Below are 23,445 nucleotides of genomic sequence, written 5' to 3' on the forward strand. Positions count from 1 at the left end.
ACCTCTTTTCTATTCTCAAAATGCAAAATGATAATAAGCTAATATGCAAAAAACGCATTTACTTAGGCGCTGTTCTGTTTTGAAATGGTGCCAGTCGAAAGCATGAGGTTATGCCTAATGTGCATTTCACAGGCGGACCAACACGCTTTAGATTATAAAAAACGCTGAATTAATGCCGTAGGGCTATAAATAAACCTTGGACGAGACCGCACGCGCGGATCGCCTCACATACCCCGGGCGGGTATCAGGAGACGAACGTGCGCTACATCAAACATCTGGCCGCCACGCTGTTGGCCACCACCTTCAGCCTTGCCGCCGCCGCCCAGAGCCTGGTAGTCGGTGACCAAAGCTACAATGCCCGTGCGGTGATGGAAGCGGCCGGCGTGCTCGACAACCTGCCCTATACCCTGGAGTGGAAGCAGTTCACCGCGGGTTCACCGGTGGCCGAGGCACTCAACGTCGGCAGCCTCGACATCGGCCTGCTCGGTGATGCGCCGCCGCTATTCCTCGGTGCCCTGGGCGCGCCGATCAAGGTGATCGCGGTCAGCCGCCAGAACCTCCAGGGCGTGGCCATCCTGGCGCGCAAGGATTCGGCGATCCACAGCCTGCAGGACCTGCGTGGCAAGCGGGCGGCGATCTGGAAAGGCTCGTGGAGCCAGCAACTGCTGTTCAGCGCCCTGGACAAGGCGGGTGTGCCTCGCGATGACCTTGAGCTGCGCTACCTCAGTGCCCTGGATGCTTCCCACGCCCTGGATGGCGGTGCGGTGGACGTGATTGCCACCTGGGAGCCTTATGTCACCCAGCAGGAGCGCCAGGGCGCCCGGGTGCTGGCCACCGCCGAAGGGGTGATCCCGGCGCAAAGTTTCGTGGTGGCCAACAGCAAGGCCGTGGAGAACAAGCGCGCCCAGATCGCCGACTTCCTGCAACGCCTGAAAAAGGCCCGCGACTGGGCCCTCGACAACCCCGCCAATACCGAAGCCTACGCCGATGCCTGGGCCCAGCGCACTCGCGCCGACCGCGACATCGCCCGTGCCTGGTTCGCCCGCGCACGCACCGACCTGGCGCCCTTGAACCCACAGGTGATCGTCGACGCGCAGAAGACCGTGGACTTCTTCGCCGGGCTTGGCCTGATCAAGGCCTACCCAGCGGCGGACCTGTTCGACAACTCGTTTGGCGCGGCCTTCCAGGCGGCCGATTCCAGCAGCCATTGAAAGGATTTCCCGTGAGCAAACGACAGATCAAACTCGGCGCCCTGACCATGGGCTGCGGCGGCCCGGGCCGGCATAACCTGTGGCTTGACCCCGAGCTGCCAGCCGACGCCAGCGTCAACATCGACTGGTACATCGACATCGCACGCCAGGCAGAGGCGGCACTGTTCGACCTGATATTCATCGTCGACAGCCAGTTCATCACCCCGGGCTCACCGTCGCACTACCTCAACCGCCTGGAGCCGCTGACCCTGCTCTCGGCGCTGGCGGTCAGTACCCGTCATCTGGGCCTGGTCGGTACGCTCACCACCTCCTACAACGCACCGTTCAACGTCGCCCGCCGGCTGGCCTCGCTGGACCTGATCAGCAAGGGCCGTGCGGGCTGGAACGTGGTCACCAGCGGCGATGCCGGCACCGCCGGCAACTACGGGCTGGACGAGCACTACGACTACGACACCCGCTACGCCCGGGCCGAGGAGCATGTGCAGGTGGTGCAAGGCCTGTGGAACTCCTATGAAGACGATGCCTTCCCCCGCGACCGGGCCAGCGGTCGCTTCCTCGACCCGTCGAAGCTGCACGCCCTCGGCCACAAGGGCCAGCATTTCTCGGTGGCCGGCCCGTTGAATATCCAGCGTTCGCCGCAGGGGCAGCCGGTGATTTTCCAGGCCGGCGATTCCGAGCAGGGCCGCGACCTGGGCGCCGCCACTGCCGACGTGGTGTTCACCCATGCCGCCAGTATCGAGCAGGGACAGGCCTTCTACCGCGACATCAAGGCCCGTGCCGCGCGCCTGGGCCGCGATCCGGACCAACTGCTGGTGCTGCCGGGGGCGGAGATCTATGTGGGCGATAGCGACGAGCATGCGCGTGAGATCGAGCGCCACTACCACCAGGTCGACCACAGCTTCGAACTGGCGCTGAAGGAGTTCGGGCGCAATTTTGGCTGGCATGATTTCAGCCAGTACGACCTGGATGCGCCGTTCCCCCAGCAAAGCCTGAAATATGCGCGCAGCAGTTTCTTCACCAACGCCAAGCGTATCGCCGACCACGCGCTGGCCAAGGGCTTCAGCCTGCGTCAGGCGGTCGAGTACGGCCGTCAATTGCGGCCGGGCGCTTTCGTGGGCTCGGCTGAAACGGTGGCGGCGAAGATGACTGAGTGGTTCGAAGCGCGGGCGCTGGATGGTTTCAATATCTACATTGGCCATCCGGGACAGTTCCGCCGGTTTACCCAGGAGGTGGTGCCGCTGTTGCAGGCGCGTGGGGTTTATCGTACTGCCTATGAAGGCAATACCTTGCGTGACAGCCTGGGGCTGCCCATCCCGCGCTGCAGCCGGTAGATCGTCGGGGCTGCGAAAGCAGCCCCGACTGCTTCAGAAGGTGTAGGTCAGCCGCCCGAAGTAGTACCCACCAGTGAAGCCATACGGCGAATACACGCCGTACCCCTTGACCATGGTCTTGCTGCTTGGCGCCTGGCGCTCGGGGTACACGTCGAACAGGTTACGCGCCCCGATCGCCAGTTCCAGGTCTTTGCTCAGCTGGTAACCCACATCCAGGTCAGTGATCCAGCGCGCCTTGTACTCGCGGTCCAGCGAGCGGTCGTTGGCCGCATTCACCTCACGCCACGAGCCGTAGCGAGTCAGCCCCAGGTTGACCCGGTAGCGGTCCAGGCGCCAGTTGCCGCCGAGGATCAGCTTGGTGTGCGGCTGCACCTCGGTCAGCAGGTTGCGCGCCTGGCGGTTCATCAGCTCGTATGAGGTCCCGAGGATGTTCACGCTGTCCTTGTAGGCGAGGATCTCGGTGTCGTTCCAGTTGAAGGCCGCCGTCCACTGCACGGTCCCGGCATTGCCCAGGTCCTGGTCATAACTGCCCACCAGGTCCAGGCCTTTGGTGCGGGTGCTGGCGCCGTTGGTGAAGTACTGGCCGCCCGAGGTCGAGTCGATGCCGTTGGCCAGCAGGGCCTGGGTCACTTCCGGGCCGAGCAGGGTGCCGGTCAGGGTGATGCGGTCGCGCACGTTGATCAGGTAGGCATCGGCGGTGAAGGCCAGGCGCTCGCTGGGCTGCCAGGCCAGGCCAAGGCTGTAGTTGGTGGATTTTTCCGGTTTCAGCGGCTCGGCGCCCAGGGCCTGGGCCGCGGCAGAGTCCACCGGCAGCACGCCGTAGTTGATCGACTGGTATACGCCGTCGACCACGCCGTAGGTGGTGGAGCGCGCGCTGAACAGGCTGTTGGCCAGCGACGGCGCGCGGAAGCCGTTACTCACAGTGGCCCGCACGGCCAGCGCGGGGGTCAACTCGTAGCGGGTGGTCAGCTTGCCGCTGCGGGTGGCGCCGATGCCGCGGTCGTAGTGCTCGTAGCGCAGGGCCGCGCCCCAGTACCACTGGGGTAGCGGGTTGAACCCGACATCCAGGTAGCCGGCGTAGCTGTTGCGGCTGGCACTGCTGGCTTCGGCAGGCGAGATGCCGTTGGTGACCTGGGCGCCTGAAGCTGCGCAGTTGCCAGGCGCCGCACAGTACCCACCGTCGGCCCAGCTGGCCCAGTCGCCGGCCTGGACCTGGTAGGTATCGCGGCGCTGCTCGAGGCCCCAGGAGACGTCCAGCGGCCTGGCCAGGCCGACCTCGAAGCTGCGCCGCAGGTCGAGGTTGCTGGTCAGCTGCGAGCTGACCCAGGTGCCGGACTCGAAATGGTCTGGCGTGGCCTCGCCCAGGGACGGGTTCTGGTTGTTCCAGGTGCCTTGTTCGGCCTCGTTGCGCCCGTAGGTGCTGGACAGGTCCCAGTCCCACTCGCCGGCCAGGCCCCTGGCGCCGAACGCCGCCTGGTAGTCGTATTCTTCGATGTACCAGGTAGGCGTATAGCCGGAAGGGCGCCCGTTGGGCCCGGTGGTGATGGTGTTGACGATGGTCGGCAGGCGGAAGTTCTGGCCTTGCTCGGCCTTGCGGTAGGACCAGGTGCTGAACGAGTAGAGGGCAAGGTCGTCCTGCAGCGGCAGTTCGGCGTTGTAGCCCAGGGTCAGCAGGTTGATCTTCGGCGTGCCATAGCCGCCGTAGGTGACCTTGCCGGCCCGGTCCAGGGCTTCGGCCTGGCTGTAGCCGTTGGCGCTGGCCTTGTTGTCGTCGTTCTGGCTGCGGGCGTCGAGGGCCAGCTGGACGATACCGTCGCTGCCGATCTCGAAGCCTTTGTTCAGGTTCTGCTGCACGGTCTGTTTCTTGCCGTCGTAGCCTTGGCCGACGGTACTCACCGCCGTGCCACTGGTGTCGGCCTTGAGGATCACGTTGATCACCCCGGCGATGGCGTCGGAGCCGTATTGGGCAGCCGCGCCGTCGCGCAGCACTTCGACATGGTCGATGGCCGCGATGGGGATGAGGTCAAGGTCGCTGGGTGCTGCGCCGGCGTTGATGCCGCTGATGTTCAGGGTAGCGCTGGTGTGGCGGCGCTTGCCATTGACCAGCACCAGCACCTGGGCGGCATTGAGCCCGCGCAGGTTCGGTGCGCGGGCCATGCCGCTGGCGTCCCAGCCGGTCTTCTCCGGCAGGGTCAGTGACGGCACGCTGGCACTGAGGGCCTCCATCAGGCCGGGCTTGCCGGTTTCCTGCAGTTGCCTGGCGCTGATCACATCGATCGGCACCGGGCTGCTGGTGACGGTGCGTTTCTCGCTACCCCGGTTGCCGGTGACGATCACCGTGCCGAGGGCCTGGGCGGCGGGTTCCTCGGCCAGGCCGGGAGCGGTGTGCAGCCCGGCGGCCAGGGCCACGCTGAACAGCGGGGCCGTTTTCAAAGCTTGCTTCATGCATGCATTTCCTTGTCTGGCAGGGCAGGCGCGCTCACGGCGCCTTGGCCGCGATCGCGTCGATTTCCACCAGTGCGCCTGGCAGCGGCAGGGCTACCACCTGGATGGCCGTGCGGGTCGGGGTGCGGGGTTGTTCGGCAGTGGCGAAGAACTCGGTGTAGGCCGCCTGCAGCCCGGCGAAGTCGAGTGCGCCGCCGTTGGCCGGGTCGCCTACCAGGAACACCCGCAACTGGACGATGTCGCCCAGGTCCAGGCCTTGGCTCTGCAGCGCCGTGCGCAGCTTGTTCAGCACCGAGCGGGTCTGGGTTTCGGTATTGCCCAGTGCCGCCGTGCTGCCCTTGGGCGCGTTGGGGTCGGCGACATCCGGCAGGGTGCCACTGACGAACGTCAGCTGGCTGCCGGCCGGTACCGTGACCAGCTGCGAGATAGGAAAATTCGAGCCAGGTGGCGCGATGCGTTTGATGGGGTCGGCTTGGGCGTTGAGGCTGAGCGACATGAGCACTCCGGCAAGCAGAAGAAGACGAGGCATGGGCAAGGTTCCTGGCAGGTCAGGCGGCGACGCCGCGGGTGGGCTGGCTGGCATGGCGGGCGATCAGGGCGACCACCCGGCGGGCGGATTCGGCTGCGCTGTTCTGCCAGATGCCCACGCCACCATGGGCCAGGGCATCGCTGGCCAGCCAGGTGCGGCCCTGGGGCTGGTTGAGCAGGTCGTAGCCCGGCTGTGCGACTTCGTCATGGACGATCCACGGGGCTTCGCTGAACGGGATCTTCGACCAGTTCACCACCACCGGCCGGCCAAGCTTGTGGCTGTGGCCGGGGTGCAGCGACTCCACGGCCTGGCGCGACGAGGCCACCTGAGCCTGCAGCGACTTGGCGGCAAACTGCCGGGCCACCTCGCCGGTGTTGTAGGTTGCGACCAGTACGCCCTGGGCGCTGTTGAGGTGATCGCTGGGGTACCACAGGGTGCGCGCTTCATGGTTGATGTAGCTGAGCCCGCCGTAGATCTGGAAATCGGTTTCCCAGAAGCGCGGTGATTGCCAGGCGACCTTGTTGGCCTTGTCGCCTTCGGCGCTGGCAATGGCTTGCCTGAAGGCGTGGTCGAAGTTGTTCGGCAGCTTGGCCAGCAACGGCAGCGGCAAGGTGACGATGGCGTAGTCGGCGTGCTCGACATGCTGCTGGCCACGCTTGCGGTCGCGCCAGGTCACCCTGGCGCCGCTGGTGCTGGTGTCCAGCGCCAGCACTTCAGCGCCCAGGCGTACGCTGTCCTTGACCTGGCGGTAGAACGCCTTGGGGATCTGGTCCATGCCGCCAACTGGCTGGAACATGGTCGAGGAGAACTCGGGGATCTCGTCGAACACCAGGGGCAGCAGCAGGTTGCTGTCCAGCAATTGGTCCAGCGGCACCGGCTGGCGCTGGATTGGCGTCTGGTCGCCGGCACCGGCAAAGCGTGTGTAGCCGGCGCGTACCGAACCGCGGTACTGCTGCTGGTTGTCGAGGTCGCCATAGACCTTGAGGAACGCCAGCAAGGCCTTGCGCTGGCTGCTGCTGAGGTCGGCATCGAGGCTGTTGCGGTTGATGCTGCGCGCCAGCAGCTCGCTGAAGTGCCCGCGGGTGTCGTTGACCGCCTGACGCAGCAACAGGGGCGGGCGGGCCAGGTCCGGCTGGGCCAGGGCGTTGCGGCTGCTGTTGACCAGCACCTGCAACTCCACGCCCAGCTCACGGCAGTAGCCCAGGATGGTCAGGTGATGGCTGGGCAGGCGTGCGGCGCCGGCGTTGAAGAAGTACCCCGGGTCGAACTCGACGGTTTGCGAGCTGCCGTCGTTGTGTTCGATGCGGTCGCCCTGGCGCAGGGTCCAGACCCGACCGCCAACGCGTTCGCGTGCTTCCAGCACGGTGACCGAAAAGCCGGCCTTGCGCAGTTCGTGGGCGCAAACCAGGCCGGAGATGCCGGCACCGACTATCACTACGCGTTTGCCATTGCCGCCATTGGCAGCCAGTTGCAGGGGTTGGAAGGTGGCGGCCAGGGCATTGTGCCCCAGCGCGCCGAGGGCTGCGGAATAGCCGCCAATGGCGGCGAGGCGGGTGATCAGGTCTCTACGGGACAATCCCATGTCGCATGCTCCGAAAAGGTTGGGTCCGGATGTGCGCAACGGTTGGGCTGCCCTGGTGAAAGGCTCGACGGTGGCTGGCACGAATCCATTTGCCTCCGCCATGTCGGGGTCGGTATGTAGAACCTAATGGACTTTCAGATGGATGTGAAAGTCTTTTTGGTTCTAACTTAATTATGTATATCTCTGATAACTATGCACCTGATAAATGCGCAATGTTGATTTTAATATTGTTGGGTATTCATGCTGAAGCATGAAGCGAGCGCCGCCTGGGCGGCGCTCGCACGGGCGCTGGCGTTCTAGCCCGTGCGGCTCGCGCGCTGCGCCTCGTACTGCTCGACCCGCTGGCGAATCCGCGGAATCAGCTCCTGCCCGTACTCTACGGCATCGCGCAATTGTTCGAACCCGCGGAACAGGAAGGTGCTCACGCCCAGTTCGTAGTAAGCCAGCGCGGCCTCGGCCACCTGCTCGGGCGTGCCCACCAGCGAGGTGGAGTTGCCGGCGCCGCCGCCCAGGGCGGCGATTTCGGTCCACAGCCGGGTGTCATGCACCTTGCGCTGGCTGGCCAGTTGCACCAGGCGTTCGGAGCCGGCGTTGCTCTTGCCGAAGTTCTTCTCGCGGCGGTTGCCCTGGCGAATGCCGATGCGCTGCCGGGCGTCGGCCAGGATGCGCTCGGCCCGCGCCCAGGCTTGTTCTTCCGTTGCACCGAGGATCGGCCGCAGCGACAGGCTGAAGCGGATATGGTTCTCCCGCCCGTATCGGGCAGCGGCCTTGCGTACCTGGGCAATGCGCTCGCGCACTTGCGCCAGCGGCTCACCCCACATCATGTACACATCGGCGTGCCTGGCCGCGACTTCCACTGCCGCGTCCGAGGCGCCGGAGAAGTACACGGGCAGCTTGCCCACGGGTTTGACCAGGGTCAGGTTGTCTTCCACCCGGTAATGCGTTCCGTGGTGGTCGAACGGTGTGGTCTGCGTCCAGGTATTGTGCAGCACCTCCAGGTATTCGTCGGTGCGGGCGTAGCGGGCGTCCTTGTCGAGGAAGTCGCCGTCGCGTTGCAGGTCGCCGCTGTCGCCGCCGGTGATCACGTTGATCGAGGCTCGGCCACGGCTGAGTTGATCGAGCGTGGCGAACTGGCGGGCGGCGAAGGTTGGCGCCTGGAAGCCGGGGCGGTGTGCCACCAGCAGGCCGATGCGCTCGGTCAGTGCAGCGACGTAGCTGGCCAGGATCATCGAATCCGGCGCGCTGGTGTTGACTGCCAGCAGGGCCTTGTCGAACCCGGCGTATTCCTGGGCCTGGGCGAACGCCTTGATGAAGTCCAGGTCAACCAGCGGGCCCTGCGGAGCCTGGGATTCACTGCTTTCCTGGGGGCCGATGAGGCCGATGAATTCGAGAGTCATGCGTTGGAACTCCTTTTCAAGGGGCAGAGCGGTCAGGCAACGGCGGCCTGGTTGCGACGTTGGGTATTGCGGTTGGTCGGTACGCTCAGGCCGAAGCTGTCGCGCAATGTGCTGCCGGGGTACTCGCTGCGCACCAGGCCGCGCGCCTGCAGCAGGGGGACCACCAGTTCGGTGAAGTACTGCAGGCCATCAGGCAGCAACGCGTTGATGATGAAGCCATCGGCGGCGGCGCCCTCGAACCAGCCTTGCAAGGCATCGGCAACTTGCTCCGGGGTACCGGTGAAGTCCCGCCGCGGGCGCGAGAAGCGCAAGGCAATTTCGCGCAGGCTCAGGCCCTCGTCGCGGGCCAGCTGTTTCAGCTGGTCGGCGGTGCCCTTGTGGCTGTTGTCGCCGAGGCTGCCCAGGTCGGGGAACGGTGCATCCAGGTCGTGCCGGCTGAAGTCATAGTCGTTGAATGGCCGGCCCAGGGCGACCAGCGCGTCTTCGATGCTCACCAGGTCTACGGCCTGCTGGTAGCGGCGCTCGACCTCGGCTTCATCGCGGCCGACGATGGGGCGGATACCCGGCAGGATGAACAGTTGCTGCGGGTCGCGGCCATGGCCGGCGGCGCGCTGTTTCAGGTCCTGGTAATAAGCGCGGGCATCACTGAACGACTCAGGGTTGACGAAGATTGCATCGGCCTTCTGCGCGGCGAAATTGCGCCCGTCCTCCGACACCCCGGCCTGGAAGATCAGCGGTTGGCCCTGGGCTGAGCGCTGGATGTTCAGCGGGCCCTTGACCTTGAAGAACTCGCCTTGGTGGCCCAGGGTGTGCAGCTTGGCCGGGTCGAAGAACTCGCCGGTCTGTTTGTCGCGGGTGAAGGCGTCGTCTTCCCACGAGTCCCACAGGCCCTGGACGACTTCGACATGTTCCCGGGCGATGCGGTAGCGCACGGCATGGGGAGGGTGTTGATCCTTGCCGAAGTTGTCAGCGGTGCCCGAGAGCCACGAGGTGACCACGTTCCAGCCGGCACGACCGCCGCTGATCAGGTCCAGCGAGGCGAACTGGCGGGCGACCTGGAAAGGCTCGGTGTAGCTGACCGTGACCGTGGCCACCAGGCCGATGCGGGATGTGACGGCTGCCAGCGCCGAGAGAATGGTCAGCGGCTCGAAGCGGTTGAGGTAATGCGGGCTGGAGCGGGCGTGGATGTGCAGGCTGTCGGCGATGAAGGCGAAGTCGAACTTCGCCGACTCCGCCAGTTGTGCCTGTTGCTGGTAATAGCCGAAATTGACGCTGGCGTCGGCCAGTGCCTGGGGATGACGCCATTCGCCCCAGCCGTGGCCGACACCATGGATCATTGCGCCGAGATGGATCTGTCGTTTGCTCACGTTCACTACCTCTGGCCAGATAGGCCTCAATGTCTGATCCGCGCGGCACGCCCGTGCCGCGTGGCACAACGGTCAAACCGCCACGGGCAGCACGCTGCGCGAATGCCCTGGTATTGCCTCGATCAGCGCTCGGGTATAGGCGCTGGCCGGCTGGCCGAACACCTGCAGCGCCGGCCCTTGCTCGACCACCTGCCCGCGCCGTAGCACCAGCACCTGGTCGGCCATGCTTGCCACCACCGCCAGGTCGTGGGAGACCAGTACGTACGCCATGCCCGATTCGCGCTGCAGCTCATCCAGCAGGGCGAGGATCTGTGCCTGCACCGAGACGTCCAGTGCGCTGACCGGTTCGTCGAGCAGCAACACGTCCGGTTCCAGGGCCAGGGCCCGGGCAATGGCCACCCGCTGGCGCTGGCCGCCGGACAATTCCCGCGGCAGGCGGTCGAGGAAGTGCACCGGCAGGTGCACCCTGGCGATCAGTTCGCGGGCCTTGCGTTCCAATGCCTGGCCCTTGAGCAGTCCGAACGACACCAGCGGCTCGACGATGCTGTCGAACACGGTGAAACGCGGGTCGAGTGCGGCAAACGGGTTCTGCTGCACCAGCTGGATGTGCCGACGCAGGGGGCGGAACTGCCGCCAGCTGAACGTGCTGACCGCTTCGCCGGCGAACTCGACCTGCCCCTGGCTGGGCTTTTCCAGCCCCAGGGCAATGCGCAGCGCTGTACTTTTGCCTGAGCCCGACTCGCCCACGATGGCCAGGGTCTGCCCGGCGTGCACTTCAAGGTTCAGGTCATGCAGGGCGGTGAAGTAGGCATGCTGCCCTGGCAGCGCAAAGCGTTTGCCGACGTTACTCAGGCGCAGCAGCGGCGCCTGGCCTGGCACCGCGCCAGGCCTGCGCCGCGGCACGAAGGCCGGCGCTGCATTGAGCAGATCACGGGTATAGGGATGCTGCGCACTCCAGAGTATCCGCCTGGGGGATGCGTGATCGATGAGCTTGCCCTGCTTCATCACCAGCAGGCGGTCGGCGCGGTCGCATGCCATGCCCAGGTCATGGGTGATGATCAGCAACGAGATGCCACGCTCGGCCACCAGTTGTTGCAGGTGGTCGAGAATGCGCCGCTGCACCGTTACATCCAGTGCGCTGGTGGGTTCGTCGGCAATGATCAGCCGTGGCGCGCCAGCCAGGGCGATGGCGATCAGTACCCGCTGGCGCATGCCGCCGGACAATTCGTGGGGGTACTGGCGAGCCCGCAGCGCTGGCTCGTCCAGGCCAACCTGGGCCAGCAACGCCAGGACTTCGCTGTGTACCTCGGGGTAGCGCCGGCCGCGGGCCAGCACCAGCGCTTCGGCGATCTGCCGGCCAATGCGCTGGGTAGGGTTGAGGCTGACCATCGGGTCCTGTGGCACCAGCCCGACGGTACGCCCGCGCAACTGGCGCTTGGTGCGCTCGTCGGCCTGGGCCACATCGACGCCGTCGACCCACAGCTGGCCCTGGTCGACATGGGCATTGCCGGGCAGCAGACCGAGCAAGGCGTTGGCCAGGGTCGACTTGCCCGAACCGGACTCGCCGACGATGGCCAAGGTTTCCCCCTGGGCCAGGCTGAACGACAGCTGGCACACGGCCTGGGTACGTTGCCCGGCGAAGGTGTAGCTGACACTCAGGTCGCGTACCTCGATCAACGGCGACGGGCTCATCGGGCATGCTCCTCGGCGCTGCGCGCCAGGTGGTTGAGGCTGAACACCACGGCCACCACGAACAGCCCCGGCAGCAGGGATACCCAAGGCGCAGTGATGAGGAAGTGGCGGCCGTTGGCGATCAGCGTGCCCCATTCCGCCGCTGGCGGAGCGGCGCCGAAGCCGAGAAAGCTGAGCCCGGCGGTGGCCAGGATGGCGGCGCCGAAGTCCAGGGTGGCGAGCACCGCCACCGGGCCCCAGGCGTTGGGCAGCACGTGGCGCAGCAGCGTGCGTGCCCAACTGGCGCCGCCCAGGCGCGCGGCTTCGACGTAGGGCAGGGTCTTGATCCGCAGCACTTCGGCGCGGGTGGTGCGGGCGAAACCCGGGATGATCCCGACCCCCACGGCGACGGCCACTGGCACCGTGCCGAAGCCGATGGCCGTGACGATGGCCAGCGCCAGCAGCAGGCCGGGCAGGGCCAGCAACACATCGATCAGGCGCATCAGCGCAGCGTCGATGCGCCCGCCGGCAAAACCAGCCAGCACACCAACACCCAGGCCTCCGAACAGGGCGATGACCACCGCCAGCAGGGCGGCCATCACCGACAGGCGTGCGCCGTACACCACCCGGGTGTAAAGGTCGCGGCCCAGCTCGTCAGTGCCGAACCAGTGCGCCAGGCCGGGGGCGCTGAGCTTGTCGGCAGGCGACGTGGCATAAGGGTCGTAGCTGGTCAGCAGGTGGGGCGCCAGCGCGGCGCACAGGGCAAACAGCACGATCAGCAGCGCCAGGCTGAAGCCGGGCCGGCGCAGCAACGGGATCAAGGTTTGCCGTGCGCGCTGCCAGCGTGTGCGACGCTTCCAGGTAACCGCAGGGCGGGCCTCGTCGCTGGCGGGTGCGGTGCCAATCGGAGTCAGGGGGATATCGATGGTCATCTCAGTTCACCTTGGCCGTATGGGTGATGCGCGGGTCGAGGCAGGGGTAGAGCAAGTCGACGAGCAGGTTGACCACCACGAACGCGGTAGCCGATACCGCGACGATCGCCAGCACTACCGGGATGTCCTGGCGCAGCACGGCCTCCTGTGCCAGGCGGCCGACGCCGTTACGCGAGAAGATGGTCTCCACCAGCACGGCGCCAGACACCGTATTGCCGACCTGCAGGCCGACCAGGGTCAGCAACGGCAAGGCGGCGTTGCGCAGGCCGTGACGGGCCTGCACCTGGGCCCGGCTGAGGCCTTTGGCGAAGGCAGTGGTGATGTACGGTTCCTGCCACACCCCCTGGAAGCCGCGTTGCAATACCTGGGCGTAGACGGCGGCGCTCGGTATCGCCAAGGTGATCGCCGGCAGCACCAGGCTGGCAAGGCCCTGGCTACCGGTAGCCGGGAACCAGCCGAGGGCGAAGGCGAACACCTGGATCAGCAGCAGGCCCATCCAGAACACCGGCACCGAAAAGCCCAGCGAGGGCAGGCGGGCCAGTGCCGTCTTCAGCGGCCGCCATTGCAGGTAGGCGGTCAGGTAGGCCAGACCGACCCCGGCCAGTAACGACAGCACGATGGCAGAGCCAGCCAGCGCCAGGGTCTGCGGCAGGCGCTCGGCCAGCAGCGCGGTGACCGGGCGCCCCAGGGACAGCGACTGCCCAAGGTCGCCGTGCAGCGCGCGCCACAGCAGGTCGAAGTACTGCTCGAACAGCCCTTTGTCCAGCCCGTAGTAGGCGCGGGCCTTGGCCAGGTCCTCTGGGGACAGGCCGTCGGCTTCCAGGCCCGAGGCGCTGAGCATGATCGCCAGGGTATCGCCGGGCAGCAGGTAGAGAATGAAATAGCTGATCGTGTAGGCACCCCACAGCACCAGCAGCGCCTGGCCGATACGGCCGGTCAGGTAGCGCTTCATGGCTGGCCGACCTGGATGTCGCTGAACAGGGCGAAGCCTTCGGCGGTCCAGCGGAAGTCCTTGACCCGCGGCGCGGTAGCGGCCTGCCAGACCCGCTCATACAGCGGGAACGCCGAGGCTTCGTCGATCAGCAGATCCTGCAGCTGGCCATAGGCCTGAGCCCGTTGCGGATCGGCGGTGGCTGTGATGCCGTGGTCAAACAGTACCTGGGCCTTGGCCAGGGTGTGTGGCTCGTAGGTGTTGGTGGCCAGCGTGGCGCTGTTGGCCGAGCGAGGGTCGAGGATGGTCTGCAGGATGATCGGGTCGGCGCGGGTCATGTAGGTGGAGGTCAGGTCATAGTTACCGGCTGCGTTGCCGGCAACCCATTCGGCACGGGTCAGCACATTCAGCTTGAGATCGATACCCACCTTGCGCAGTTGGTCCTGTACCAGCACGTCACCGGCGCTTTCGGCCGGAGTGAGGTTGTAGCGCAGGGTCAGGCGCTGGCCGTTCTTGTGCCGGTAGCCATCCTCGCCCTTGCGCCAGCCGGCGGCATCAAGCAGTTGCTCGGCGCCTTCGGGGTCATAGGCAAGCTTGCTGGCCTGTGCCTTGAAATACGGCGTGGTGACGTCATACACGCCGCTCACCACCGGGAACGCTGCGTTGTACACGGTGTGCGCGTAGCTGGTGCGGTCGATGGCTTTCTGCAGCGCCAGGCGCACCTGGCGGTCGGCCAGCAGGCGGTCGTTGCGGGTGTTGGGGTAGAGGTTCAGCGCCGGGCCTGGCAACGAGCGGCTCTGGATGGTCGCGCCCTTGGACTGGAACAGCTTGAGGTCGACCTCCGAGAACGGGTTGCGTGGCCACAGGATGTCGGCCTTGCCCTGCAGGAACAGGCCATTGCGCACGCTTTCTTCGGGGATGTAACTGATGTCCACCGCCTCCACGTGGGCCGGGCCCTGGTTGCGCATGTTGGCCGACGGCCAGGCGTAGTCGGGGCGCTTGACCAGGCGTGCGCCGACCTCGGGGGTGTAGTGCTCGAGGATGAACGGGCCGGTACCGATGATCTTGCCCAGCGAACGCTCTTGCGCGGTCAGCTGGTACGAGGCCGGGGCGAGGATCGCCAGATTGGTGGTGGAAGTCGCCTGCAGGAAGCCGGCATTGGGCCGTGACAGCACCAGCCGCACGGTGAAGTCGTCGATGACCTCCGCGTGGTCGTAGCCGGCGAGGTAGGTGGCACCAAAGGTGGCGGGCAACTGGCTGGCGAAGGCTTTGTTGCTGTCGAAGGCAGCTTTCACGGCGTGCGCATCGAAGCGCTCGCCATTGCTGAACGTGACGTCCTGGCGCAGGTGGAAGGTGTAGGTCAAGGCGTCGGCACTGATCTCCCAGCTTTTTGCCAGCCACGGGATGATGCGCCCGCTGTCCAGGTCCTGATCGGTGAGGGATTCAGCGACGTTGCGCAGCAACACGCGGTGTTCCAGCCAGTAGACCTGGAAGGGGTCGACGCTGACCAGGGTGGTGTTGTCGCCCCAGAAGGCAACGCTCAGGGTTTTGCTGGTGGTGCTGTCGTCGGCGGGCGAGCAGGCGGTGAGGGCCAGGGCCAGGCAGCCGGTGGCGAACAGGCGGTGCAGTGGGGGCATGGGATGGTCCTTCGGTGAGAGAGGGTTATCTGTACCCGCGAAGAGGCCGGCACAGATGACGGCTGCCTTGCAGTCAGTCCTGGTAATCGCGGCCCTCGCGATCCAGCAGCCGGATCAACGCATCCCAATGCCGCTGGATACCTTCGCCCAGGCCATCGGCAAACCGCTTGGATTGTTCATGCACCTTGGCAATCGCCGCTTGCGACGCATGCAACAGCTGGTCATTGCCCCCGGCCTGGGCCGCCACCTGGATGTTGCACGCCCGCTCCAGCCCATGCAGTTCGCGGAACGCATGCTCCACGCTGATGCCGCCGGTGAGCAGCCCGTGGTTGCGCAGGATGAGGATGTTGCTGTCGCCCAGGTTGGCCACCAGCCGCTGCTGCTCGTCCAGGTCCAGGGCCACGCCCTCGTAATCGTGGTAAACCACCCGGCTGTAATAGGCCAGGGCGTGTTGGGAAATCGGCAGCAGGCCGTCGCGTTGGGCCGACACCGCCGCACCGTCGCGGGTGTGGGTATGCAGCACGGCCTTGAGGTCGGGCCTGGCGCGGTGAATGGCGCTGTGGATCACATAGCCGGCCTGGTTGATACCCAGCCCCAGTGGGTCGTCGATGATCGTGCCGTCTACATCCACCTTGACCAGGTTGGAAGCGCTGATCTCGTCAAACAGCAAGCCAAAGGCGTTGATCAGGAAGTGCTCGTCCGGCCCCGGCACGCGGGCGGAGAAGTGTGTGTAGATATGGTCGGTCCAGCGGAACAGCGCCGCCAGGCGGTAGGCTGCGGCCAGCTTGACGCGTACCTCCCATTCTTCGGCGCTGACCCGCTCGCGCACATTGGCGGAACGGGGCGTGATGGCAGACAGTGAACTCATGGTGTGCTCTCCGGTAATCAGTAGCCGCGTGTGGTGTCGACCAGGTTGGCCAGGGGCGCCTGCTCGCGGTAGCGGTGGAAGTTGGCGATGAAGGCTTCGAGGAAGGCGGGGTAACCCTCCTCGGAAATCGCCGAGGTATGGGGTGACAGGAATACCCGTGGGTGGTGATACAGCGGGTGGCCGACGGGCAGCGGCTCGGGGTCGCTGACATCCAGGCTGGCACGGCCGATCAAACCGCTGTCGAGGGCCTCCAGCAGGGCCTGCTGGTCGAGCAGCCCACCCCGGGCAATGTTGACCAGATGCAAGCCAGGGCGGGCGCCGCTCAGCACCTGGCGGTCGATCAGGCCGCGGGTGGCAGGGGTGAGCGGGGCGGCCAGCACCAGGTGGTCGCTGCCAGCGAACAACTGACGCAGGTCGTCGGCACGTTCCACGCCAGGTACTTCGGTGATTGACTGGCCAGGGCGGCTCAGGGCCAGCACCCGCATACCCAGTGCCACGGCCTTGCGCGCCAGGCTCTGGCCGATGCTGCCGAAACCGAGAATGCCCAGGGTGCGGCCACGCAGCGGCGCCAGCGGGGTCAGGCACCAGTCGGCATCCTTGACCCAAAGCCCTGGCAGGTGCTTGGCAGCGGCGAACACCAGGGCCAGCGCGAACTCGGCCACCTGCTCGGCGTTGCCGCCCTTGCCGCTGGTCACCGGCGCGCCAGTGAAGACCCAGTCGGGGTAGAAGTCGATGCCCGAAGACACCAGCTGCACCCATTTCAAACCCCAGGGCCAACCTGGCGGCGGGCTGTCGACGCGCTGCCCGCGCACATTGACAGGGCGCAGGATGAACACATCGGCGGGCGCTTCGAGGGCCAGCTGGCCGGGGGCGATGTCGACCACTTCATGGTCTGGCAACTGCTCGCGCAGCTGCTGGTTGGCCTGGGCGTCGAGCTGGCTGGCAATGATCGAATGGCTCATGAGCGAACCTCCGTCAGCGCGGCGCGGCCGACCTGGCCGAATACCACGTCGTCCTGCGGGGTGTGAATGCGGCTGCAGAGTACGTCGCGGTAGTGCCGCTCCAGCGGGTTGCGTCTCGAAAGCCCGGGGTTGCCGGCGGCCTCGACGGCGAGGGCCACGGCCTGGATGGCATTGCTGCTCACCAGGTGCTTGAGCTGGCCGGCATGCTGAGCCGCCGTTTGCCCGGCGACGGCGGCATCGAGCAGGCTCTGGTTGGCGAACAGCAGCGTGTCGATGCGGCCCAGCACATCCTGGAAACGCGCCAGGCTGGCCAGCGGGGCGCCCAGGTTCGAGGGCGTGCGCTGCTTGAGGAAGCCCGCCAGCCAGTCGCGGGCGGCGCGGGCCACGCCGTCATACACCGCTGGCAGCAGCACGGCCATCCACAGCAGGCCGTGGCCATCGAGTTCGGCTCTTGCGGCACTGGCGGGGCTGGCGCTGACGGCGTGGTCAAGAGGGATCAGCACGTCATCGAACCGCACCTCATGGCTGCAGGTGGCACGCATGCCCAGGTGGTCCCAGTCGTCGACGATGGTGATCCCGGGCGTGTCGCGGTGCACCAGGAAGCCGCCCACCAGTGGGTCGGCATCGTCGCTGCGCGCCCAGACCAGATACCAGGTCAGGCCGTGGCTACCGGTGGAATAGATCTTGCGCCCGCTCAGGCGCCAGCCTTCGGCGGTGCGCCGGGCGACGGTGGCGGGCAAGCCGCCGCGGGCGGGGGTGCCAAGTTCGGGTTCGACGCGCAGCGCGTTGATCAGCGCGCCCTGTTGCACGGCTTCACGGGCCACGCGGTGGCGCAGGTGCTCGGGCCAGCGCGCTTCGTCCTGCAGGCGGAAATGCTGCAGGTACTGCATTACCAGGATCAACGCGGTGGCCGGGTCGCCCTTGCCGACCGCGCCGATCACCCGGCGAGCGCTGGCAAGGTCGGCACCGCCGCCGCCGAGGGCCTGGGGCACGGTGAAGCCGAGCAGGCCGTGACGTTGCAGCAGTTCGAAGTTGTCCTGCGGAAACTGGCCGCTGCGATCATAGCGCTCGGCATTGGCGGCGAGGGCCTGCGTCAGCTCGGCGAGGGCGCTGTCGGAGGGGTGACTCATGAGGTTTCATCCCTGAATGACGGTAAGTTGCTTAAGACCGTATTCGTATGGATGAAGGCTGTAAAAGTCTTTTTTGTTCTATGCTAATTATTTGTTTTAAGAATTCATTCAGCATCATGTTATGCGAAAAATGCATTTAGTGACGCTGCACACGCTGATCCTGGGCACGCTCAGCCCAGCAGTCTATGCCCGGCCACTTCACCAAAGAGTTCCACTGGCTCCTGCAAATTGCCCAGGTAGCGCGGATGGAACAGCCACAGGTCTACCTGCGGCTTGAAATCGCTGACATTGAGCACGTCCAGGGCATCGCGATGCCGGCTGGCTTGCAGCAACGGTTCCGGGACCAACCCCAGGCCCTGGCCATTGGCGACCAGCCCCAGCTGCAACTCGGTGCCGAAGGTCTCCAGGTTGATGGACAGGCTCAGCCCCTGTTCGCTCAGCGCTCGCTGCAGCCCTGCGCGGAAACCGCAGCCGTCAGGGTTGAGCACCCAGCCGCGGGTATAGCAGTCCTTGAGCTTGTAGCTGCGCCTGCCTGCGCTACCCCTGGCCGCCACCACTTTCAGCGGCATGCGTGCGATGGACTGGCTGGCGATCCCCTCGGGGAAGATCTTGCCTGGCGGGAACAACGCGGCAGCAGCGTCCAGTTCACCGTTTTCCATGCGCGCGATCAAGCTGCTGCCCCAGCCACTGCTGACCTGGGTGCGCAGCTGTGGGTAGGCTTCGCGGATCTGTGCCAGGGCGTCAAGCAGTACCACATCGCCCAGGGTCTGCGGCACACCCAGGCGCAGCGTGCCCGACGGGGCGCCATCATTGGCCACCAGTTCGCGCAGCGAGTCGATCTCGCGCAGGATCGCCTTGCACTGCTCGTACACCCGCAGCCCCATGGGCGTCGGCTTGAGGGGTTTGGTGTTGCGGTCGAGGAGGGTAGCGCCAAGGTCTTCCTCGAAGTTCTGCACCCGGCGGGTAATGGCCGGTTGCGTCAGTTGCAAGGCTTCGGCGGCAAGGTTGGTCGACTGGCAACGAATGACCGCGACGAAGGCGTCCATATCATCGATTTTCATAATCGGCGCTCACGGGATCGAACGGGAAAAATAAGGCATTAGCATAATCGCAATGGCGGGTAATGCCATCCGCATGGTTTGACGTGATTAAAACGCATATTAGATTATTCCTAAAATCAATTTAGTTTATTTGATGGTTCTCGCTAGAGTCGCCTGACCGGGCAGCATGACGCCGCCCGCCCAGGCAGCGAGGAGCGCCATGTCCATTCGAACGAAATTGTTGACCCTTGCCGCGGCCCTGTTGCTGACAGGCCAGGCGACTGCCGCAGAGCGCCTGACCCTGCGCTTCGGTGACCAAAAGGGCAACATGCGTGCCCAGCTGGAGGCAGCCGACGCCTTGCGCGATCTGCCCTACGACATCCATTGGGCCGAATTCCCCGCTGCCGCGCCGCTGGCCGAGGCACTCAATGCCGGGGCGATCGATGCCGGCATCATCGGTGATGCGCCGCTGTTGTTCGTGCTGGCTTCGGGGGCGCCGGTCAAAGCCGTCGCCGTGGACAAGTCAGACCCTTACGGTACCGCGCTGCTGGTCCGGCCTGATGCGCCGCTGCAAGGTGCAGCGGACCTCAAGGGCAAGCGCATTGCCACTGGCCGAGGTTCGATTGGGCATCATCTGGCGCTCAAGGCACTGGACCAGGCCGGGCTTGGCGAGAAGGACGTGGAGTTCCGTTTTCTCGGGCCGGTGGACGCCAAGATCGCCCTGGCCAATGGCGCGGTGGACGCCTGGGCGACCTGGGAGCCGTACACCGCGCTGGCCGAGCTGAGCGGGCAGGGCCGGGTGCTGGTCAACGGCCGCGGTCTGTCCAGCGGCAACAGCTTCCTCGCCGCCACCGACAAGGCGCTGGGCGAGCCTGCGCGGCGTGCGGCACTGCAAGACTACCTCAACCGCCTTGCCGAGGCGCAGGTGTGGGCCAACCAGCACCTGGACAGCTACTCGAAAACCCTGGCCGCAATCATCGGCTTCCCCGAGGACGCCGCCCGTCTGCAGTTCGAACGCCGCCATCTGCGCTGGCAAGTGATCGATCCACAGACCGTGGCAACGCAGCAGGACACCGCCGATTTCTATCATGCCCACGGCCTGATGAACGACCGCCTCGATGTAGCACCGACCTTCGCCAGCGGTTTCACCATTCCTGCAACCGCCAAGCTGGCCGCGCAACCCTGACCCTGGAGATACCTTCATGCAATTCAAAGCCATACGCCAGCTGGCTCTGGCGCTGCTGGCCAGCGCCGTGCTGCCAAGCCTGGCCAGCGCCGACCAGACCCTGCGCATCGGTTACCAGAAGTCCTCGACCCTGCTGACCCTGCTCAAGGCCCGCGGCAGCCTCGAGCAACGCCTGCAGGCGGAGGGCATCCGGGTCAGCTGGCATGAGTTCCCCAGCGGGCTGCCGCTGTTGGAGGCACTGAACCTGGGCAATGTCGACCTGTCGGCGGACGTCGCCGACACCGTGCCGGTGTTTACCCAGGCGGCGGGGGCGAAGCTGACCTACTTCGCTCGCGAAACACCATCGCCAACAGCCCAGGCGATCCTGGTGCCGGCGGACTCGCCGCTGAAGACCCTGGCCGACCTCAAAGGCAAACGCGTGGCGGTGACCAAGGCGGCGGGCAGCCACTACCTGCTGATCCAGGCGCTGGCCAAGGCCGGGCTGACGTTCAAGGACATTACCCCGGCCTACCTGATTCCCGCCGACGGCAGAGCCGCCTTCGAGAACCACAAGGTCGATGCCTGGGTGACCTGGGACCCTTACGTGGCCAGTGCCCAGCGCCAGCAGAACGCGCGCATCCTGGCCGATGGCAGCGAGCTGGCCAGCTACCAGCGTTATTACCTGGCCAGCAGCGACTACGCCAAGGCCCACCCCGAGGTGCTGCAGCAGGTCTACCTGGCCTTGCGCGAGGTCGGGGCCTGGACCAAGGCCAACCCGGCGCAGGCCGCGCGGATCCTCGGCCCGCTGTGGGGCAACCTGGACAGCACCACGGTGCAACAGGCCAACGCCCGGCGTAGTTATGACGTGCAGCCAGTGAAGCTGGAGAACCTGGCCGAGCAGCAGCGCATCGCCGACGCGTTCTATCGCGAGGGGCTACTGCCAAAAGCGGTGGATGCCAGCGCGGTAAGCCTTTATGAGCCGGCGCAGAATTAGTCAGTGCAGGTACAGGCGGCCTGCTGACTGGAACACCGATCCGCAGGCTCACCGACACCGGGATGCTCAATGGAAACCACCGTAACGGCCTGCTGTCTCGCTCTCGCCTGGGCCATCAAGGAATTGAGCACTGCCTACAAGCGCTTGTCATCAAGGTTCAGGGAAGGGCAAAGGTGCGGTTGTAGGACGCCGGACAGCGAAAACGTTAAGCGTCATGGCCACCAGGGCGTAGTACCCGAAAATCGCAACCAGTTCGACTACGGCTGGCTCGCCGAACGCATCCACCGCTTCCTTGTAACGCTCATCGCTGACTCGGCGCGTACGGTAAAGCTCTTCACCCAGGTGGTAGACGATCGCCTCATCTTTCTCGATGAAAGTGGGCGCACGTTGTACTCGCAGCGCCTCGATGACCTCATCGCTCAGCCCGCTGCTGCGAGCAATAGGTTCATGAATCTGCCACTCAGCCTGGGACTGCCACCATGCTGCGGTGAGCAGGATCGCCAGCTCGCTCAAACGCAGATCAAGCCGAGTGTGGTATCTGCAGAAAGCGCCAAGCCGCTGGGCGTGATCAGCCAGTGCCGGGCTATGAATCCAGGCGAGGAAGGGGCCGTCAAGATTTCCCCTTGGTCCCTTAAGGATGTCACTCAGCACCTTGCGCTGATCTTGGCTCATCTCGTCTTCACGGAGTGAGGTCAATCGGGATCGAATGTCCATAAGTGTCCTCTCAGGCCCCCGCGATTGCGCTGTCTATCGCCAACGCCAGCTTGTCCACGATCTCGTCGATATGACTCGATTCGATGATGAAAGGCGGTGCCAGCAGAATGTGATCGCCTCGTTGCCCATCCACAGTACCGCCCATGGGGTAGCACATGAGGCCGTGGGCCATGGCGGCTTTCTTCACCCGTGCATGCAGTTTGATCGATGGATCAAAGGGCGTTTTCGTAGCGCGATCATTGACCAGTTCGATGCCACGGAATAGCCCGCGCCCCCGGATGTCACCCACATGAGGGTGCTCGCCGAAGCGCTCGGTCAAGCGTGTTTGCAGGGTGTCTCCCAGCGTCACGACCCGGCTCAGAAGCCCGCGCTTCTCGATGGTTTTCTGCACTGCCAATGCAGCGGCACAGGCGGTCGCGTGGCCTATGTAGGTGTGGCCGTGCTGAAAGAAGCCTGAACCGTTGGCGATAGCGTCACGGATCTTCGCGCTGACCATCGTTGCGCCAATCGGCTGGTAGCCTGCGCCCAGCCCTTTGGCGATAGTGATCAGGTCGGCAGTGATTCCCTCCTGTTCCGCCGCGAACAATGAACCCGTGCGGCCCATGCCACACATGACTTCGTCGAGAATGAGCAGCACGCCATGGCGATCGCAGATTTCACGGACGCGTTTGAAGTAGCCCGCGACAGCTGGAACGGCACCCAAGGTGGCCCCTACGACAGGCTCGGCGATGAAAGCCATGACGTTTGCCGGGCCCAGGCGGCAGATTTCCGATTCCAGCTCTTCGCCCAGGCGCTGGGCATATTGCTCAACGGTTTCAGTCGGTAGCTGATCACGGTAGGCATAGCTCGGGCTTACGTGGCTGACGTTGATCAGCAATGGCTCAAACTGTCGACGTCGCCATTCGTTACCACCAGCCGCCAGGGCGCCCAGCGTGTTTCCGTGATAGCTCTGACGACGCGCAATTACATGCTTGCGGCTGGGCTGGCCGATTTCCACGAAGTATTGCCGCGCCAGTTTGAGTGCGGTTTCCACCGCCTCAGACCCCCCGGACACGAAATAGACAGACTCCAGACCCTTCGGGGCGCGAGCGACGAGAAAGTCTGCCAGCTCTTCCATGACCTCAGTCGTGAAGAAAGAGCTGTGGGCGTAGGCCAATTGGCCAATCTGATGACGTACCGCCTCGATGACCTCGGGGTCGCTGTGGCCGAGGCAAGAAACTGCTGCGCCTCCACTGGCATCCAGGTAGCGCTTGCCGGCGCTATCAATCAGATAGGGCCCATCACCTGCTACGGCTGTGGGGTAGGTATGGTTGAAGCTTCGATGCAAGACGTGGCTCATGATCACCTCCAAGGGGTATGCAAATAATACTTGCATATAAACCATAAGCAACGGATATTTGCATTTAGCCGTAGGGAGCGCGGCTCGCCTTGCGCTGTGACGCGCACCGCTGGCATGGAAATGCCGCCAATAACAATCAGGGGCCTGCCCCATACTTTGCTACTGCCGCTTTCCCTCGGGCCGCCAACGGCAACCGAGCC

At 65.3% G+C, this 23,445-nt stretch carries 19 protein-coding genes; 4 read left to right on the forward strand and 15 right to left on the reverse strand.

From position 1 onward, the window contains the following. The first annotated feature begins 257 nt into the window (after window positions 1-257). Together HG549_RS12455 and HG549_RS12460 are read left to right on the forward strand one after the other, a co-directional pair. Window positions 258-1,211, forward strand: a complete 954-nt coding sequence (locus HG549_RS12455; protein ID WP_170029781.1) for an ABC transporter substrate-binding protein — start codon at window positions 258-260, stop codon at window positions 1,209-1,211. A gap of 11 nt (window positions 1,212-1,222) precedes the next feature. Next, window positions 1,223-2,542, forward strand: coding sequence for an LLM class flavin-dependent oxidoreductase (locus HG549_RS12460; RefSeq protein ID WP_170029782.1), 1,320 nt, complete (start codon window positions 1,223-1,225; stop codon window positions 2,540-2,542). A gap of 33 nt (window positions 2,543-2,575) precedes the next feature. Here HG549_RS12460 and HG549_RS12465 read toward each other — a convergent pair whose 3' ends face one another. The 13 genes from HG549_RS12465 to HG549_RS12525 all read right to left on the reverse strand — a co-directional run bounded on the left by HG549_RS12465 (window position 2,576) and on the right by HG549_RS12525 (window position 19,054). Next, complete coding sequence (locus HG549_RS12465) at window positions 2,576-4,987, reverse strand: TonB-dependent siderophore receptor (RefSeq protein WP_170029783.1); 2,412 nt, start codon at window positions 4,985-4,987, stop codon at window positions 2,576-2,578. Between the two features lie 34 nt (window positions 4,988-5,021). After that, entirely contained in the window at window positions 5,022-5,516 is a 495-nt protein-coding gene (locus HG549_RS12470; protein ID WP_170029784.1) for a RidA family protein, read from the reverse strand. A gap of 19 nt (window positions 5,517-5,535) precedes the next feature. Continuing rightward, entirely contained in the window at window positions 5,536-7,098 is a 1,563-nt protein-coding gene (locus tag HG549_RS12475; protein ID WP_170029785.1) for an FAD-dependent oxidoreductase, read from the reverse strand. Between the two features lie 296 nt (window positions 7,099-7,394). Then, entirely contained in the window at window positions 7,395-8,495 is a 1,101-nt protein-coding gene (locus tag HG549_RS12480) for an LLM class flavin-dependent oxidoreductase (RefSeq protein WP_170029786.1), read from the reverse strand. Window positions 8,496-8,527: 32 nt separating this feature from the next. Further along, window positions 8,528-9,862, reverse strand: coding sequence for an LLM class flavin-dependent oxidoreductase (locus HG549_RS12485; protein WP_170029787.1), 1,335 nt, complete (start codon window positions 9,860-9,862; stop codon window positions 8,528-8,530). Between the two features lie 72 nt (window positions 9,863-9,934). After that, complete coding sequence (locus HG549_RS12490; RefSeq protein ID WP_170029788.1) at window positions 9,935-11,554, reverse strand: ABC transporter ATP-binding protein; 1,620 nt, start codon at window positions 11,552-11,554, stop codon at window positions 9,935-9,937. Further along, window positions 11,551-12,465, reverse strand: coding sequence for an ABC transporter permease (locus tag HG549_RS12495; RefSeq protein WP_170029789.1), 915 nt, complete (start codon window positions 12,463-12,465; stop codon window positions 11,551-11,553). Before HG549_RS12495 ends, HG549_RS12490 begins: the two co-directional genes overlap by 4 nt. A gap of 1 nt (window position 12,466) precedes the next feature. Further along, the gene (locus HG549_RS12500; RefSeq protein ID WP_170029790.1) at window positions 12,467-13,417 is read right to left on the reverse strand and encodes an ABC transporter permease; all 951 of its coding nucleotides are present in this window, start codon (window positions 13,415-13,417) and stop codon (window positions 12,467-12,469) included. Next, window positions 13,414-15,033: an ABC transporter substrate-binding protein gene (locus HG549_RS12505; protein WP_170029791.1), complete on the reverse strand. Its 1,620-nt coding sequence runs from the start codon at window positions 15,031-15,033 to the stop codon at window positions 13,414-13,416. Before HG549_RS12505 ends, HG549_RS12500 begins: the two co-directional genes overlap by 4 nt. Before the next feature lie 73 nt (window positions 15,034-15,106). Continuing rightward, entirely contained in the window at window positions 15,107-15,901 is a 795-nt protein-coding gene (locus HG549_RS12510; RefSeq protein ID WP_170029792.1) for a class II aldolase/adducin family protein, read from the reverse strand. A gap of 17 nt (window positions 15,902-15,918) precedes the next feature. After that, window positions 15,919-16,863, reverse strand: a complete 945-nt coding sequence (locus tag HG549_RS12515; RefSeq protein ID WP_170029793.1) for a D-isomer specific 2-hydroxyacid dehydrogenase family protein — start codon at window positions 16,861-16,863, stop codon at window positions 15,919-15,921. Next, on the reverse strand, window positions 16,860-17,993 hold the full coding sequence (locus HG549_RS12520) for an acyl-CoA dehydrogenase family protein (protein ID WP_170029794.1): 1,134 nt from the start codon (window positions 17,991-17,993) through the stop codon (window positions 16,860-16,862). The genes HG549_RS12515 and HG549_RS12520 overlap by 4 nt, the downstream gene beginning before the upstream one ends. 170 nt (window positions 17,994-18,163) lie before the next feature. Continuing rightward, entirely contained in the window at window positions 18,164-19,054 is an 891-nt protein-coding gene (locus tag HG549_RS12525; protein ID WP_170029795.1) for a LysR family transcriptional regulator, read from the reverse strand. Between the two features lie 199 nt (window positions 19,055-19,253). On the opposite strand from HG549_RS12525, the gene HG549_RS12530 reads away from it, so the two are divergent. Together HG549_RS12530 and HG549_RS12535 are read left to right on the forward strand one after the other, a co-directional pair. Next, entirely contained in the window at window positions 19,254-20,219 is a 966-nt protein-coding gene (locus HG549_RS12530) for an ABC transporter substrate-binding protein (protein ID WP_170029796.1), read from the forward strand. A gap of 16 nt (window positions 20,220-20,235) precedes the next feature. Next, on the forward strand, window positions 20,236-21,192 hold the full coding sequence (locus HG549_RS12535; RefSeq protein ID WP_170029797.1) for an aliphatic sulfonate ABC transporter substrate-binding protein: 957 nt from the start codon (window positions 20,236-20,238) through the stop codon (window positions 21,190-21,192). A 150-nt stretch (window positions 21,193-21,342) separates the two neighbouring features. Here the strand turns inward: HG549_RS12535 and HG549_RS12540 are convergent, their stop codons facing one another. Both HG549_RS12540 and HG549_RS12545 read right to left on the reverse strand, forming a co-directional pair. Next, window positions 21,343-21,906 (reverse strand): carboxymuconolactone decarboxylase family protein, encoded by a 564-nt coding sequence (locus tag HG549_RS12540; RefSeq protein ID WP_170029798.1) that lies wholly within the window; start codon window positions 21,904-21,906, stop codon window positions 21,343-21,345. A 10-nt stretch (window positions 21,907-21,916) separates the two neighbouring features. After that, a complete protein-coding gene (locus HG549_RS12545) occupies window positions 21,917-23,245 on the reverse strand; it encodes an aspartate aminotransferase family protein (protein WP_170029799.1) in 1,329 nt (442 codons plus the stop codon). Window positions 23,246-23,445: the final 200 nt, after the last annotated feature.

It is taken from the genome of Pseudomonas sp. SK (assembly GCF_012975065.1).
GTDB lineage: Bacteria > Pseudomonadota > Gammaproteobacteria > Pseudomonadales > Pseudomonadaceae > Aquipseudomonas > Aquipseudomonas anuradhapurensis.